This window comes from Cellulosimicrobium sp. SH8 (assembly GCF_025818875.1).
GTDB lineage: Bacteria > Actinomycetota > Actinomycetes > Actinomycetales > Cellulomonadaceae > Cellulosimicrobium > Cellulosimicrobium cellulans_D.
Genome location: NZ_JAMXMH010000007.1, coordinates 161,672 through 177,529 on the forward strand (window position 1 = coordinate 161,672; position 15,858 = coordinate 177,529).

Annotated in this window: 12 protein-coding genes; 5 read left to right on the forward strand and 7 right to left on the reverse strand. The window is 75.7% G+C overall.

The genetic code is table 11. The annotated features are described in order from the left end of the window. The first annotated feature begins 134 nt into the window (after positions 1 to 134). Both NF338_RS11600 and NF338_RS11605 read left to right on the forward strand, forming a co-directional pair. Complete coding sequence (locus NF338_RS11600) at positions 135 to 1,592, forward strand: NAD(P)/FAD-dependent oxidoreductase (protein ID WP_264030914.1); 1,458 nt, start codon at positions 135 to 137, stop codon at positions 1,590 to 1,592. 107 nt (positions 1,593 to 1,699) lie between these two features. Continuing rightward, positions 1,700 to 2,035 carry a YnfA family protein gene (locus tag NF338_RS11605; protein WP_171467221.1) on the forward strand — a complete coding sequence of 112 codons (336 nt, stop codon included), beginning with the start codon at positions 1,700 to 1,702 and terminating at the stop codon, positions 2,033 to 2,035. Between the two features lie 152 nt (positions 2,036 to 2,187). On the opposite strand, the gene NF338_RS11610 is transcribed toward NF338_RS11605, so the two are convergent. Then, a complete protein-coding gene (locus tag NF338_RS11610) occupies positions 2,188 to 2,601 on the reverse strand; it encodes a MerR family transcriptional regulator (protein WP_264030915.1) in 414 nt (137 codons plus the stop codon). A gap of 66 nt (positions 2,602 to 2,667) precedes the next feature. Here NF338_RS11610 and NF338_RS11615 point away from each other — a divergent pair, with 66 nt between their 5' ends. The 3 genes from NF338_RS11615 (at position 2,668) to NF338_RS11625 (ending at position 5,660) form a co-directional block, all read left to right on the forward strand. Continuing rightward, positions 2,668 to 3,906 (forward strand): MFS transporter, encoded by a 1,239-nt coding sequence (locus NF338_RS11615; protein WP_264030916.1) that lies wholly within the window; start codon positions 2,668 to 2,670, stop codon positions 3,904 to 3,906. A gap of 62 nt (positions 3,907 to 3,968) precedes the next feature. Next, positions 3,969 to 5,102 (forward strand): RDD family protein, encoded by a 1,134-nt coding sequence (locus NF338_RS11620; protein ID WP_264030917.1) that lies wholly within the window; start codon positions 3,969 to 3,971, stop codon positions 5,100 to 5,102. A 270-nt stretch (positions 5,103 to 5,372) separates the two neighbouring features. After that, a complete protein-coding gene (locus NF338_RS11625; RefSeq protein ID WP_264030918.1) occupies positions 5,373 to 5,660 on the forward strand; it encodes a hypothetical protein in 288 nt (95 codons plus the stop codon). A gap of 6 nt (positions 5,661 to 5,666) precedes the next feature. Here the strand turns inward: NF338_RS11625 and NF338_RS11630 are convergent, their stop codons facing one another. The 6 genes from NF338_RS11630 to NF338_RS11655 form a co-directional block, all read right to left on the reverse strand. Further along, positions 5,667 to 7,349 (reverse strand): hypothetical protein, encoded by a 1,683-nt coding sequence (locus NF338_RS11630; protein WP_264030920.1) that lies wholly within the window; start codon positions 7,347 to 7,349, stop codon positions 5,667 to 5,669. 92 nt (positions 7,350 to 7,441) lie between these two features. Continuing rightward, positions 7,442 to 8,581, reverse strand: a complete 1,140-nt coding sequence (locus tag NF338_RS11635; protein WP_264030921.1) for a Gfo/Idh/MocA family protein — start codon at positions 8,579 to 8,581, stop codon at positions 7,442 to 7,444. After that, positions 8,578 to 9,318 carry a ThuA domain-containing protein gene (locus tag NF338_RS11640; RefSeq protein ID WP_264030922.1) on the reverse strand — a complete coding sequence of 247 codons (741 nt, stop codon included), beginning with the start codon at positions 9,316 to 9,318 and terminating at the stop codon, positions 8,578 to 8,580. Before NF338_RS11640 ends, NF338_RS11635 begins: the two co-directional genes overlap by 4 nt. A gap of 91 nt (positions 9,319 to 9,409) precedes the next feature. After that, positions 9,410 to 10,423 (reverse strand): aldose 1-epimerase family protein, encoded by a 1,014-nt coding sequence (locus tag NF338_RS11645; protein ID WP_264030923.1) that lies wholly within the window; start codon positions 10,421 to 10,423, stop codon positions 9,410 to 9,412. A 112-nt stretch (positions 10,424 to 10,535) separates the two neighbouring features. Beyond that, positions 10,536 to 14,783, reverse strand: coding sequence for a discoidin domain-containing protein (locus NF338_RS11650; RefSeq protein WP_264030924.1), 4,248 nt, complete (start codon positions 14,781 to 14,783; stop codon positions 10,536 to 10,538). A 49-nt stretch (positions 14,784 to 14,832) separates the two neighbouring features. Further along, complete coding sequence (locus NF338_RS11655) at positions 14,833 to 15,798, reverse strand: NAD-dependent epimerase/dehydratase family protein (protein WP_264030925.1); 966 nt, start codon at positions 15,796 to 15,798, stop codon at positions 14,833 to 14,835. Between the last annotated feature and the right edge of the window lie 60 nt (positions 15,799 to 15,858).

Here is a 15,858-nt window from a genome sequence, read left to right on the forward strand (position 1 = left end):
ACGATCCTTCGGAACATCTTGCCGCACACCGAAGGATCCACCACGCTGAAGGGGTTGCGACACCATCCCGTCGCACACCAGCCACGCGCCCGCCTCGCCACCCGCGAGGCGGGCGTCGGTCGAAGGAGCCCGGCGTGAGCACGACCTCTCGTCCCCGTCCCCGCACCCGTGACGCCCGGTCCGCGTCGCCGGGCCGAGCGCCCCGCACGGCGGTCGTCGTCGGCGCCGGCATGGTCGGACTCGCGACCGCCTGGCACCTCCAGGAGCAAGGTGTCGAGGTCACCGTCGTCGACCGCGAGGGCGTCGCCGCCGGATCCTCGTGGGGCAACGCCGGGTGGCTCACCCCCGGCATGGCGATGCCGCTCGCCGACCCGTCCCTCTGGACGTACGGGCCGCGCGCCCTCCTCGACCCCGCCGCACCCCTGCACGTGCCGCTGCGGTTCGACCCGCGCCTGTGGGCGTTCTTCGCACGCTTCATGGCGCACGCGACGCAGCGCCGCTGGGACCACGCGATGGCGGCCCTCACCCCGATCGACCGCGTCGCGCTCGACGCGTTCGACGAGCTCGCCGCGGGCGGGAGCCTCGGCCACGGTGTCGAGGCGGGGACCACGCCCGGGCCGTTCACCGTCGCGTTCGAGCACGTGCGCGAGGCGCGGCCGTTCCTCCGCGAGCTCGAGCACGTCGCCGCCGCAGGGCAGACCGTCCCGGTCCGGCGCGTCGAGGCCGGCGAACGCGCCCACCAGCTCACCGACAGCGTCTCCACCGTGTACGCCCTCGAGGGCCAGCGCTTCCTCGAGCCGGGGCCGTTCGTCCACGCCCTCGCCGACTCCGTGCGCGCCCGCGGCGGACGGATCCTCACCGGGCTCGAGGTCCTCGACGTCGAGCCCGGACGCCTCGGCGCGTGCGTCTACGCGCGGGCCGTGCACCCCGACGCCGCCGCACACCCGGCGCTCGTCGGCACGGCCGGGGACTCCGGGCTCGCCGGGGCGAGGGACACGAGCAGAGCGAGCGACGCCGTCGGGCGCGACGCCGGGGCGCCGCGCCGAGCCGGGTCCCCCACCGAGCGCGAGGAAGGGGTGGTGCTGCGGGGCGACGCCGTCGTGCTCGCGACCGGCGCGTGGCTGCCGACGCTCGCCGCGCCGCTCGGCGTGCGCACGCGCGTGCAGGCCGGGCGCGGCTACTCGTTCACCGTGAAGACCGACGAGCCCGTGGAGACGCCGATCTACCTGCCCGCGCGCCGCGTCGCGTGCACGCCGTACCAGGGGCGGTTCCGCATCGCGGGGACCATGGAGTTCCGCGGCCCGGACGAGCCTCTCCAGCCGCGCCGCATCGAGGCGATCCTCGCGTCCGTGCGGCACCTGTTCCAAGGCGTCGACCTCGACGACCGGCACGACGAGTGGGTCGGGTCGCGCCCCGTCACGCCCGACGGCCTGCCGCTCGTCGGCGCGACCCGCACCCCCGGCGTCTACGTCGCGGGCGGCCACGGCATGTGGGGCATGGTGCTCGGGCCCGCGACCGGCCGTGCGCTCGCCCACCTCGTCACGACCGGGGAGACCCCCGACGAGATCCGCCCCTTCGACCCCCTGCGCTGACCACCCCTCCCCCGCCGAGGGTCGTGTTCGACGGCGGGTCGCGGGCCGGGCGCGCGAGCTCGCCGGCAGCGACGGGGCGGGGGTCGGGCGGGCCTACGCTGGCGCGCATGGACCTCGCGCGCTCGATCCCGCTGTTCGTGCTCGCCGCGCTGCTGGAGATCGGCGGGGCGTGGCTCGTGTGGCAGGGACTGCGCGAGCACCGGGGCTGGCTGTGGATCGGGGCGGGCGTCGTCGCGCTCGGGCTCTACGGCGTCGTCGCGACGCTGCAGCCCGACGCGAACTTCGGCCGCATCCTCGCCGCGTACGGCGGGGTGTTCGTCGCCGGCTCGCTCGCGTGGGGCATGGTCGTGGACGGCTTCCGCCCGGACCGCTGGGACGTCGCCGGCGCGCTGCTCTGCCTCGCCGGCGTCGCCGTCATCATGTACGCGCCGCGCCCGGAGTAGCAACAGCCTGGCGGCGCCGCGCCTCCGCGACGCGACCGCCGCCGTCGACCACGACCCTGCGCGCTGTCGAGCACGACCTTGCTGTCGTTTTCGGTCCGATAACGAGACCAACCTCGTGTTCGGCGGGAAAGCCGGGCAGGCGGGTGGGCGGGTCAGGGGACGACGGCGGGCTGCGCGGACGCCGGGACGCGGTCCTCGGGGCGCTGGGCGAACGGGCGGATGCGCTCGAGGTAGTCGGCGATGGCGTCGCGGTTCTTCTCGAGGATGCGGAGGCGGTCCTCCAGGCGCGCGAGCTCCGTCTCCAGGAGCGCGATCTTGTCCGGGTAGGCGTTGTGCAGGTGGATCTCCGGCGCGTTGCCGAGGCAGGGCAGGAACTCCTTGATGATCTTCGTCGTGAAGCCGACCTCGAGCAGCCCGCGGATCTGGAGCACGCGGTCGACCAGGTGCTCGCCGTACTCGCGGTACCCGTTCTCGGCCCGCTCGGGCGTGAACAGGCCCTGCTCCTCGTAGTACCGCAGGAGCCGCGTCGGGGTCCCGGTGCGCCGGGACAGCTCGCCGATCCGCACGTGATCCACCTCACCGGGTCGCCCCGCTTGACCTTCACATCAATGTCAGACATCCATGCTAACCCCATGTCCACGACGAGCACACCCATCACCGCCACCGTCCCGGACCCCGGCACCGCGTCGGCCGGCGCCCCTCGCCCCGCCTCCGGCGCCCGCAGCCCGGGCGTGCTGCCGGTCGGCGCCCTCCTCGCGCTCGCGGCGTCGGGGTTCCTCACGCTGCTCACCGAGATCCTGCCCGCGGGCGTGCTGCCCGCCATGGCCGCCGACCTCGGCGTCGGAGCCGGTGCCGCCGGGCAGACCGTCACGGCGTTCGCCGTCGGCGCGATCGTCGCCGCGATCCCCCTCACGCGCGCCACGGCGCGGTGGGACCGCCGCACCCTGCTGCTCGTGACGGTCGCCGGGTTCGTCGTCGCGAACACCGTCACCGCGGTGTCGTCGTCGTTCGCGCTGACGCTCGTCGCGCGCTTCGCCGCCGGGCTCGTGGCCGGGCTCACGTGGGCGCTCCTGCCCGGGTACGTGCGCCGGATCGTGCCCGCCGACCGCGTCGGGCGCGCCATGACGATCGCGATGGCCGGGGGTCCGCTCGCCCTCACGCTCGGGGTGCCCGCGGGTGCGGTGCTCGGCGCCGCCGTCGGGTGGCGGTGGACGTTCGGCGTCCTCTCGCTCGTCGGCCTCGGCCTGCTCGCCTGGGTACGGCTCGGCGTCCCCGCCGCCGCGGGCACCCCGCGCGGCGCCCAGCTCCCGATCCGCGCCGTGCTCCCCCGTCCCGGGCTGCGGCCCGTGCTCCTCGTGACCGGACTCAACGTGCTCGCCAACACGTCGCTGTACACGTACGTCGCGATCCACCTCGCTCACCTCGGCCAGGGTTCGCGGACCAGCGCGCTGCTGCTCGTGCTCGGCGCGGCGTCGGCGGGCGCGCTCGTCCTCGTCGGGGCGCTCATCGACCACCGGCTGCGTGCGCTCACCCTCGGGTCCGTCGTCGTGTTCGCTCTCGCGATGCTCGTCCTCGGCCTCGCGCCGACGTCGACGGTGATCGTCGTGCTCGCCGTCGCCGCGTGGGGTGCCGCGTTCGGCGGGGCCGGCACCCTCTACACGACCGCCGCCGCCCGGGCCGCGGGCGACGGCGCCGACGTCGCGCAGTCCGCGCTCGTCACCGTCTGGAACACGTCCGTAGCGCTCGGCGGTGCGGTGGGCGGGGCGGCGCTCGCCGTCGCCGGACCGGCCGGGCTGCCGTGGGTCTCGCTCGCCCTCATGGTCCCGGTCCTGGCGACCGTCGTCGCGGGCCGGCGCCACTCCTTCCGCTGACCCGCTCCTCCGCGGCGTGGCGCGGGCTTCCCGCCCGGCGGGGTCTCTGCCAGGATCGGCGCGTGGCCATCGACGCCCCGACCGGCAGGGGGCCGACGCACGACGTCGGAGCCGGAGACCTCGAGCCCACCCTTCCCGGACTCGGTCCGGAGCCGACGCGCGAGGAGTACGCGAGCTGGTCCCGCCGGGTCGTCGCGTCGCTGCTCGACACGGCGATCGTCGCGACGGTGCTGTTCCTCGCGGTCGGGCCCGCCTACGAGGTGGCCTGGATCCCGGCGATCAGCTTCGGCGTGACCACGAGCACCGTGGTCCCTGGCGGCACCTGGTGGGCTCTCGGCACCGCGGCCGCGCTCTTCGCCCTCCAGGGCTGGACCGGGGCGACGCCCGGCAAGCGGACTGTGGGGATCGTCGTCGTGCACGACACGACCGGGCGGCCCGCCGGGCTGATCCGCACCGTCCTGCGCCACCTGGCCCACCTCCTCGACGCGATCCTGTACATCGGCTTCCTCCGCCCGCTCTGGCACGCGCAGCGCCGGACGTTCGCCGACTCGGTGTGCAGCACGGTCGTGCTGCGCCGGGTCCGCCCGCCAGTGCCGTTCCTCGGCCCGGGGACCGGCACCGGGGGCCCGACGCCGTCGCGCACCGTCACCGCCGCGGCGACGATCCTCTCGGTGGGGAGCGCCGTCTTCGTCCTCGGCCCTGCCACGTACACCGGCGGCGACGTATGGACGGCGACGTGCACACCGGAGGTGTCGGACGAGTCCCCCCTGACCGTCGGCGACGTGCAGGTCGTCAACTGGTCGATGCCGGGCACCGAGAGCCGGTGGGGCGTGACCCGGACGAGCCCGCTCCCCGACGAGGCCGGAGACGAGGCGGGCCTCGACGCGTCGTTCGCGGTCGACCTCGACCTGGACGCCACGCCCGACAGACCGTTGGACGCCGCCCTCGTCCTGCGCCTCGAGACGTGGCAGGGCGAGCCTCTGGGCGAGTTCCGGTCGCCGTTCCGGGTCGAGCAGCGCGCGGACGGCGGCAGCGAGTGGGAAGTCGTCCCGCCCACGGCCGCCGGCGCAGGGCTGTACACGGTCCACGTCCCCTTGGCGACGGTCGCAGCGCTCCCGACGGCATGGAACTGGGAGGCGTCCGTCGTCGTCGAGGGCGAGACGGTCGCCTCGTGCGGAGGCCGCGGCTCCACCTGACCGTCGTCCTGGGCGCGGCGAGCACGACGTCACGCGGCGTCGAGCACGAGGTTGCTGGCGTCATGGGCCCGAAAACGGCAGCAACCTCGTGCTCGGCCCGGGCGGGCGTCTCACGGGGCGGCGGATCGGCTGCAACACGACCGAAACGCCTCGGACGACCGGGGGAAACGTCGCGGTCGCACGATGGAGGTGCGCCGGGCCACGAGCCCGGCGCACCAGCATCCGTCCCGACCCGCGGCCGCCCTCGCGGCCGCCCCCGAGGAGGCTCCCGTGCCGGACAACCGCCCGCTCTTCTCCGCCCCGTCGATCCCCGGCCGCGCCGACGCTCCGTCGACGCGAGCGTCCGCCGGCGATCGGGCGGCGGACCACCGGACCGCCGCGCACCGGACCACCGACCTCGGGGTGTCGCTGGACCTGCGCCCCCGCGAGGAGCCGCAGCGTCGTGCCAACCCGGGCGACGAGCTCACCGTGGACCCGGCCGACCGCCGTCGCCGTGCCCGCGCAGCGCTGCTGGACCTGCGGCGCGACGTCATCCGCCGCAGCGCCAACGGGTGGTGACGCGGGTCAGAGCCGGACGAGGTCGAACGTCTCCCACGGCCCGACGGCGGTCCGGTTCGCGACGAGCGGCTGGGCGCCCGCGCCGTCGGCGCACACGTAGCGGCCGTTGACCTCGGCGCGCAGCGCGACCGCACCGCCACCGAGGTCCTCGAGCCGGAACCGTTCCCACGCGCCCACGGCGGCACGGTTCGCGACGAGCGGCTGAGCGCCGGCGCCTTCCGCGCACACGTACTGCCCGTTCACCTCGGCGCGCAGCGCCACGACCCCGCCGCCCAGCTCCTCCAGCCGGAACCGTTCCCACGCGCCGACCGTCGGTCCGCCCGCGACGAGCGTGCCGCCGTCGGTCTGGCGGGCCTGGACGTACTGCGCGTTCGCGCGCGCCCGCAGAGTGACGAGGCCGGTCACGGGGCCCGGCCCACCGCCGACGACGGGCGGCGTCGGGCGCACGGCCGTGAGCGCGATCTCGCCGCGGAGCAGGCGGCCGCCGTCGTTCGTGAGGCGCAGGTAGTAGTCGGAGGAGCACGCCGTGCCGTCCTCGTCGAGGGCGCGCATGCCCGACCCGGCGGGCACGTCCGCCGCCGTCGCGGCCGTCTTCGCGATCTGGTTGCCCTCGTTGTACTCGTCGAACATCGAGATGTACGCGCTCGCGACGCCCGCCCGGGCGTGGTTGTAGAACTGGCGCCACATGAAGTCGCCGTGCGCGCGCTGGCCCTCCTGGAGGTCGCCGGGCAGGACGCACGGCTGGTAGTCGATGCCGAGGCGCGTGCACTCCGCGAGGTCGGGCACGGTGGCGCGCTGGAAGAAGTCGTCCGCGCCCGCGACGTTCCCGATCCGGCCGACGAGCCACGGCGAGATCATGTCGAACGACCGGTAGACGCCCCCGAACCCGGGGCGCGAGTCACCCGTCCCCTCGCGCCACCACGTGGGGACGCCGCCCATGACGTAGCACCCCTGCGCCTTGAACCAGTCGACGACCTCCTGGCACTCCTGCGGCGTGAACGGACGCTGGGCGTCGTCGAACCCGAAGCCCCAGATGCCGACGACGGGCTTGCCGTTCTGCCGCGCGTACGCGGGAGAGGCGACGTGAGCGGACATCTTCGTCGTCCAGTCCTGGGTGATCTGGTTACGCATCGCGTACCAGTCGCTCACGTCGTACATGACGTAGAACTTCACGCCCGCGCGCTCCGCGGCGGTGCGCGTGCGGCTCGCCATGACGTCACGCGTCGGACCCTCGCCGCCGAACGGGTTGAAGCGCTGGAGCGCGGCCGTGTGGATGCCGTTCTCGGCCATCCACCGCAGGTGCGTGTCGACCGTCTGCTGGTCGTACGACGAGAAGAGGCGCGCGGGGCGGCCGTCGCCGAGCGCGGGGAACGCGGTCTGGTACGTCGTCGTGTACTCGCGGACGTCGGGCCACGACTTGATGACGGTGTTGGTGGTCGACGGCGCCTGGTCGGCCTGGCGGGCCCAGTGCCACCACGCGTCGATGGGGGCGCCGTCGCCCCGGCACGCGAACCAGCCCTGGTAGCCGGCGGTGATCTTGCCGACGACGTCGCCGGGCGGGCTGACCGCCACGGCGGCGCCCGGGAGGGCTGCCGCGGCCGGGCCGGCGGCGGAGGCGGAGGTGCCGACGGCGGCGGTCGCCGCGGCGGCGGCCGTCAGGCCGAGGAAGGAACGTCGGGTGAAGCTCATGTGCTCAAGTCCGTTTCTCTGGGGGTGCCGGCGCGACGTCGTCGTCACGGTCCCGGCACGGTCGGTCACGTCTCGTGCAGGAGCGTCGTGTGCTACCCCCTCTCGTCGGGGACGGTCGTGAGCGGGACGGCACGCGGGCGGGCGGCGGCAGCGCCGACCTCCCCGCGCGCACCCGTGCGCGCGGCGTCGAGCAACGACTCCATGACGTCGAGCACGTGCAGGGCGAGCCGACCGCTCGCGCGCGGCTCGACGCCGTCGGGCGTGGCGACGAGGTCCGCGAGGCCGTACCCGCGCCCGGCGCCGCGGAAGCCCGCGCGCACCGGGAGCTCGCGCCACGTGTCTCCGGCGGCCTCGCGGATGCGGACCGCGCCGTCGAACCCGTTCGGGTCGGGCACCTGGAGCGACGCGAGCGTGCCGTGGACCTCGATCGGCGGCGCCTGGCTCGCCGGGGCGTCGAAGCTCATGAGGAGGGTCGAGAGCGCGCCCGACGCGTGCGTGAGGACCCCCGTGACGTGCGTGTCCACCTCGACCGGGATCTCTTCGCCCGCGCGCGGCCCGGAGCCGATCGTGCGCGTCGCGCGCGCCCGGCTCGACGTGCCGACCACGGACGCCACCGGGCCGAGCAGGTGCACGAGCGCCGTGACGTAGTAGGGACCCATGTCGAGCAGGGGCCCGCCGCCGGGGCGGTAGTAGAAGTCGGGGTGCGGGTGCCAGCGCTCGTGGCCCGCCGTGACCATCGTCGCGGTCGCGCCGACCGGCGTCCCGAGCAGGCCGTCGTCGACGGCGCGGCGCGCGGTCTGGATGCCCGTGCCGAGCACGGTGTCGGGCGCGCACCCGACGCGCACGCCCGCGGCGTCGGCGGCCGCGAGGACCCGCGCGGCGGCGACCCGGTCCGCAGCGAGCGGCTTCTCGCCGTACACGTCCTTGCCCGCGGCGACCGCCGCGAGCGCCACCTCCTCGTGCGCGGCGGGCGTGGTGAGGTTGAGGACGACGTCGACCTCGGGGTCGCGCACGAGCGCGTCGACCGTGAGGGCGCGCACGCCCTGCTCCGCCGCGACGGCCGCCGCGCGCTCCGGGTCGAGGTCGGCGACGGCGACGAGCCGCAGGCCGTCGAGCCGGGGCAGGGTCGCGAGGTACTGGCCGCTGATCGCACCGCAGCCGACGATCCCCACTCCCGCCGGGCGACCGGTGGCTCCGGCGGTCGCCGCGAGGGTCGGCGCCTCGGCGGTCACAGCGCGTGCTCCTGCCGGCTCGCCCAGAGCATCCCGCGCTCGACCATCGTGCGGACGGTCGGGTGCTCGAGGTCCTCGGGCCGGTGCCCGACGGTGCACACGAACACGCGGCCGGCGCCCCACCGTCGCGTCCAGACGGCGGGCGAGGTCGACGGGTCGTGCCAGGAGTCCTCGGGCCGGGCCTCGACGGTCGTCGTCGCGAGGACGTCGTCGTAGTCGTCGGTGAGGACCCAGTACTGCTCGGTAGTGATCTCGAAGTCGTCGAGCCCGGCGACGACGGGGTGGTGGGACCGCTCCGGGACGACGCGCACGCTGTGCGTGACGAAGCTGTCCGTCTCGTCGCCGCGCAGCGGCCCGAGCGGCGTACCCGGCCCGGCGGTGCGGCGCGGGTGGTGGGCGAACTGCCCGCCGACGAGGTGCGCGTACTCGCTGCTCGCGCGGTAGGAGTCGACGATGCCGCCGTGCCAGCCCGCGAGGCCCGTGCCCGCCTCGACGGCGGCGACGAGCCCGGCGACCTGCTCGGGGCTGATCTCGCTCATGGTCACGCTCTGCACCACGAGGTCGACCTGCGCCATGGTGCGCGCGTCGGCGTACACGGCGGGCGACGGCTCGACGCGCACGACGTACCCCTGCGCGCTGAGGAAGGGGACGAACAGGTCGGTCGTCTCCTCCGGTCGGTGCCCGGACCAGCCGCCGCGGACGACGAGGGCGGTGGGCGGTGACGTGCGGTCGGTCATGCGACGGCCTCCTGGGCGGTCTCGCGCGGGACGCGGGCTGGACGGGGTCGGCGGAAGGGTCCGTGGTGCGGGTGGTGCGGGTGGACAGCGGTCAGACGCGCTCGACGTCGAACCGCACGGCGTAGGAGACGGACTCGCCCGGCGCGAGGACGGGCAGGACGCCCGCCTCGCGCGCGGCGACGCGGCCGCCGATCGCGGGCGCATTCATGGGCTCGAGCCCGAGGACGTTCTGCCCGGGGGCGAACATCTTCCACTGGTAGAGCACGGGCAGGGTCGCGGTCGGGAACGAGACGGTCAGGCGCAGCCCCAGGTCGCGGTTCGTCACGACGGCGCGCCCGGTCCCGGGCGCGAGGTCGTGCCGGTGCACCCGCTGGCGGTAGCCGTCGGCGGGCGCGGTGATCTCGCGCCAGGGGTCGCCGACGGCGTCCGGCCCGTCGGGCTCGACGCTCTGCGACGAGACGTCGAGCTCCGCGGCCTCGGAGACGAGCGGCCACCCGAGGTTCGCGTGGTAGAGCACGAGGTGCGGCTCGGGCCGCCACCCCTCGTTGGTCACCGTGTCCTCGACGGTGACCGACGTCGTCCCGAGGCCCGCACGGACCCGGCGCCGGAGCACGAGGTGCTCCTCGTGGAGCGACGCCTGCCGGACGACGCCCTCGACCACGACCTCGTCCCCGACGACCGCCGCGCGCTCCACGCTCGCCGGGACCGCGGTGAGGCGACCGTGCTGCGGGAACCGCCGGCCGCCGTCGGACACCGGGGAGCCGACGTGGTCCAGGCCGCACGTGACGAGCAGACCGCCGCCGAACGTCGTGCCGAAGTCGTCGCCCTGGTAGAGCCCGGGCGCGGCGAGCCCCGCGGGAGCCATCCACGCGAGCGGGACGCCGTGCACCGTGACCTGGCCGAGGTCGAGCGCGCGGTCGGGCAGCACGTCGAGCTCCAGCCCGCCGCCCGTCACGACGCGCACGCGGCGCGCCCCGCGGGCCGGGCCGTCGGCGTCGACGAGCTGCTCGACGCGCGCGACCTGGCCGAGCCACCCGGCGCGGCGCCGGACCTCGCCGGGGTCCGCCCCGTGGATCGTCCCGGGTCCGTCGCCCGCTGCCGTCATGTCCTGCGTCCTCTCCTGCGGGCCTCCTGCGGGCCCGCCCGTGCGCGGCGGGGTCCGGGTCGCCCCGGACCCCGCCGTCGTGCCGGCCGCGCGGGTGCGCGGCCGGGATGCGTCAGCCGCAGCGCACGGCGTCGTACGACGCCGTGAGGACGACGTCGCCGCCGCCCGCGGTGACGGTGACCTGCGCCGTGCCCGCCTCGGCCGACGTCGCCCGCGTCGCGAACGACTGGTAGGCGCTCTTCCCCGGTGCGACGTCGTCGACCGTGCGCTCCCCGAACGGCGTCGCGAGGCGCACCGTCACGGGGTCGTCGCCCCCGTTGCGGGCGCGGACCGCGACGTACGCGCGGCCGGCGAGGCACCGCCCGGTCGCCTCGACCTCGACGTCCGTCGTCGGCGCGACGACGAACGCGGCCGTGAGCGACGTGTCGGCCGCGAGCGCGAACGCGTACCGCGCGTCCTGGGAGACCACGGCACCGGAGGCGTCGCGCCAGCCGGCGAACGCCGACCCCTCGGCGGGCTCGGCGACCACGGCCACCGCGCTCCCGGTCTCGTACCGTCCCGGCTCCGCCTCGTTGCCCTCGACGCGCACGGTCCCGGCGGCACCCTCCGCGGCGTCCGCCGCGACGCCCAGCGCCGACGTCACCATGTGGATGGCGAGCGGGTTGACGATCGTCACCGGTCCGCGGCTCGTGGTGCCGTTGAACCGCATGAGGTTGACGACGCTCACCGCGCTCGACGCGTCCGCGTCGACCGTGTGCCCGCCCGGGCCGAGGTTGTCGGTCCCGAGGTTGAAGGCCCGCACCGTGGCGCCGTCGCTCGCGACGATGCCGTCGTGCGTGCCGTACGCGAAGGTGTTGAGCACCGTGAGGTCCTGCGACCCGGTCGCCCGCACGAGGACCTCGCGCTCGCGCGCGACCGGGTCGATGACCTGGCCGAACAGGTCGGCCCCCTCGACCCAGCCCGGCAGCCCGTACGCGAGGCGCGTGATGACGTTGCCGTTGGACAGCACGTTCTCGACCGTCCCGCCCTCGTTCGCGCCGACGTGCACGCCCTCGGAGAGGAAGAGCCCGACGGCGCGCCGCACGAGGAACCCGTCCGCCGCGGCGGTCAGGTCGATCGCGTTCCACGCGTTCGTCAGGCCGACGTTCACGACGTAGGCCCCCGGCGCGCCGCCGCGCACGGCGAACGGGTAGGACCGGACGCCGTCCGGGCCGGCCGGGTTGTTCTCGGGGTGGAAGACCCGCAGCCCGCGCAGGCCCGCGTCCTCGCCCGCGAGGGTGACGAACGCCGTCTCGCCGACCGACGGGTCGGGCTCGCCCGGCGCCGCCGGTGACACGCCGCCCTCGTACGCGAGGAGCACCGTTCCGCCGCTGAGCTCGAGCGAGTCGCGGTTCGCGACGCCCGCCGAGCCGCGCAGCTCCACGCCCGCGGGGACCGTGAGGTGGCCGCGCACGGTGTACCAGCCCGCGGGCAGGTACACGACGCCGCCGCCCGCGGCCGCGGTGTCGTCGAGCGCCGCCTGGATCGCGGCCGTCGCGTCGACGTCGGAGAGCTGACCGGGCGTGCGGGGGACGTCGTACGGCGCCTTCGTCACGTCGACGAGCCGCTCGGCGGGGCGCGGCGCGAGGACCGGCTCCGGCCTCGCGGGCACACCACCCTCCGGACCGTCGAGGACGTGGACCGTCCCCTCCAGGGCACCCGTCACGTCCGTGCCCGTGAGCTTGACGTAGCCGCCCGACGTGTTGCGGACCGCGGCCTCGGATCCCTCCAGGGTGCCGCCGGCGAAGGCGGTGCCCCAGCGGTCGTCCGAGACCTCGACCTGGACGGCGACGTCCGTGCGGCGCACGTCGGTGTCGAGGAACGAGCCGGTGAAGCTCGCCCGCTGACCCTTGACGATGCGGATGCCTACCGCGTAGTCCGCGACCGAGATCCCGGAGAACTCGTCCCACTCGAGGTCGCCGAGCACCAGGCCCGTGCCGTGCTCGCGCGTCCACGCGTCGAGGACCCCGCGCTCCGGGGCGTCGTACGCGGCGCCCGCACCGGCCCAGACGCCGTTGTCGAACGTGACGTCCTGCCACGTACCGACGTCCGCGCCGTTGTACGCAACGACGCCCTCGAACAGCGCGGTCCCGACGACGTCGCGCACGTTCGCGATCTCGTGCACCTGCGAGCCCGGGCCGCCCTCGCCGCGGTCGTGCGCCATCGTGGAGATCCCGATGCCGCGGTACGAGTTGAGCATCGTCACGTGCTCGACGCTGCTCATCATGTAGTTCTGCTCGCCCTGCCACGCGCGGCCCGGGAGCTCGACCGTGAAGCCGTAGGGCACCGGGTCCGCCGCGTCCTGGCCGGGGTAGTACGTCGTGACGCCGACGACGCCCGCGTTCCCGCCCACGCGGAACAGGCTCGGGCCGTCGTCGCCCGACGGCAGGTCCGCGACGACGACCGTCCCGTCGAGCGGGTCGGCGTCCGGCGAGATCGCGCGGTCGGGGTGGTCGCCGCGCAGCGTGCAGTGCGGGAGCACCTCGAGCGTGCCCGTCACGCGGTACGTGCCCGCGGGGAGCCACACCGTGCCGCCCGTCGCGTCCTGGCACGCGTACAGCGCCGCCTGGATCGCCGCGGTCGAGTCCGCCTCGCCCGTGGGGTCGGCGCCGAAGTCCGTGACCACCTGGTCCGCGACCACGACGTCCTCCGTCGGGAACATGGTCTCGACGAGGCGGGGCTCGACCGGGACGGCCGGGGCCCGGCGCACCTCGAGGCCGGTCAGCGCGAACGTCGCGCGTTGCGTCGCCCGCTCGTCGAGCGCGAGGCGCACGTAGCGCGCCTCGACGGGCTCGAACCGGGTACGCACCCCCGTCGCGTCGATCGCGCCGGCGCTCGCGACCTCGTCGTAGGTCGCGCCGTCCGTCGACACCTCCACGCGGTAGACGTGCGCGTAGTCCGGCGTCCAGCGCACCAGCACCTCGTCGATCTCGGTGACGGCGCCCAGGTCGACCTGGACCCACTCGGTGTCGCCGTCGCGCGCGGAGGTCCACGCGGTGCCGCGGTCGCCGTCCGTCGCCGCGGCGGCGGGACCGCCCGAGCTCACGGTCACGGGCTTGCCGCGCGCGAGGTCGGTCGTGACCTGCGACCCGAGGAAGTCCTCGAGAGCGTCCTCCAGGGCCGTCGTCGCGGCGTCCACCGCGTCGCCGTTCGCACCCGGGTCCTGCGCGACGGCGTCGGCCGCGTCGATCTCGGCGCGCAGCCCGGCGCGCGAGCCCGCCGGGTACTGGCCGTCGCGCTCGCCCTCGCGTGCGGCGGCGTACGTGACGTCGGCCCGCTCGACGAGCCGACGCAGCGCGATCGCGGGGTCCACCTCGCGCGGGACGACGGTCACCGCGAGCGAGTCGATCCGCACGTCCTGCGGCGACCCCTCGACCGAGAGCCGGAAGTCGGAGCCGTTGGAGCGGTTGGTGAGGATCGCGTCGTCGAGCAGCCACGAGCGCGAGACCCACGAGCCGTCGGTGCCGAGCGCGAGGCGCGGGGACGGCTTGAACATGTGGGGGATGGTGTCGCCCGGCGAGTCGTACTGGAGGAACATGTCGCCGCCGCCCTGCTGCACGGTCGCGTCGACGAGCACGCGGTCGCGCGTGTCGAGCGCGTACGCGTCCGAGACGTTCGCGTAGACGAAGTTCGTGCCCTGGGCCCGGCCGGTCTGCCAGTACCCGCGGCCGTCGGCCGTCCCCGTGACGAGTCCCGCCGTCGCGTCGCCCGCGCGCACGGCGATCCCGCGCTCGGCGACGGTCGGGCCGAGGTCCACGCTCGTGCCCTGCGCGACGACGCGCACGGACGCGACGGAGAGCTCGCCCTCGGCCGCGGCGAGCGACACCTCGCGGTCGCCGCCCGCCTGCGTGCCCGGTTCCAGCGCCCCGGCAGGGAGCGCGACGACGGTCGACGTCCAGCCGTCGCCGTCGGCGTCCGCCTCGGGCGCGCCCGCGCCGAGCACGGAGCCGTCTCCCGCGGTCGCGACCACCTGCTCGCCCGCGCGGTGGTCCACCACGAGGTACCCGGGCACGTCGGCGAGGCGCCCGACGTACGCGTCCGCGACGTCGAGCGCGATCCGCTCGGCGCCGGCCGCGGCGTCGGTGCGCCAGAACGCGCGACCGCCCTCCTCGCCCGTCGCCTGCGCCCCGGTCGTCGGCGCGGTCGCGACGGCGATCCCGTGCGTGCGCGGGGTCGTCGACAGGTCGGCGCCCACCCCGACCGGGTAGCGGTCGACGTCGACCACCGGGCTCGCGACGGCGGGGGCCACGAGCCCCGTCACCGCCATGACGAGGGCCGCGCCGGTGGCGACGACCCGTCCTGCTCCAGCATGCATGCTCATCCTCAACACCCTTGTTCTCGGACTGACTGACGCGTGCGTGCTCAGGGGATCAGGCGCTCACCCCCTCGGCCGGCGCCTCGCTCGCGGGGTCGAGCGCGTCGCCCGTGCGCCAGTCGTGGCGCGGGACGAACCCGAACAGCTCGCGCACCGCGGTCGTGTCGATGACCGACGCGAACCCGTCGAGGGGCCGCGTCACGCGGGAGCCCGGGTGGAAGCGCTCGAGGAGCTCGGCCGTCGGCACGTCGCTCGTCGTGTCGGGCGCGGCGACGTTGACGACGTGGTGGCCCGTGACGCCCGACTCGAGGATCGCGCGCACCACGTCCACCGCGTCGCGCGTGTCGAGCCACGTCCACAGCTCCTGCCGGATCGCGCCCGGGTCGCGGTGCGCGAGGTCGACCCACTCGCGCAGCCGGTCGCCCGACCCGACGAACGGCATGCGCAGCATCGTCGTCGGCAGGCCGTAGCGCCGCGTGACGTACTCCCCCACCTGCTCGGACAGCAGCTTCGACAGCGCGTACGCGTCCACGGCGACCGACTCCTGCGCCTCGTCGACCGGGACGTACGCGGGCGAGAGGTGGCGGCCCGCCCACGGGTACCCGTACGCCGAGAACGACGACGCCGCCACGGCGGCGCGCACGCCCGCCCGGCCCGCGCCGTCGAGCACGCAGAACGCGCCCTGCACGTTCTGGGCGACCGTCTCGTCGTCGGGCACCTGGCCCGGCGACGCGATCGCCGCGAGGTGCACGACGCCGTCGACGGCGGGCGCGTCCTGGCCCTGCCCCGCACGGAGCGCGGAGTCGACGAAGGCCGCGTCGCGCGTGTCGCCGACGAGGCTCACGACGGCGGCCGGCGCGTCGAACGGCGCGCGGTCGGTCGCGACGACGCGGTACCCCGCGGCGGCGAGACGCGGGACGGCGACCCGCCCGATGACCCCGGCGGCCCCCGTGACGAGGAGCGTGGCCCCGGGCAGGAGCGCGGGCCCGGTGGGCGCGTCGGTGGACGTGGTGGTGTTCATGGCGTGGTTCCGATCTGTGCGGTGGTGCGTGCTGCGCGGTCGGGGCCGAGAGGCCCCCGG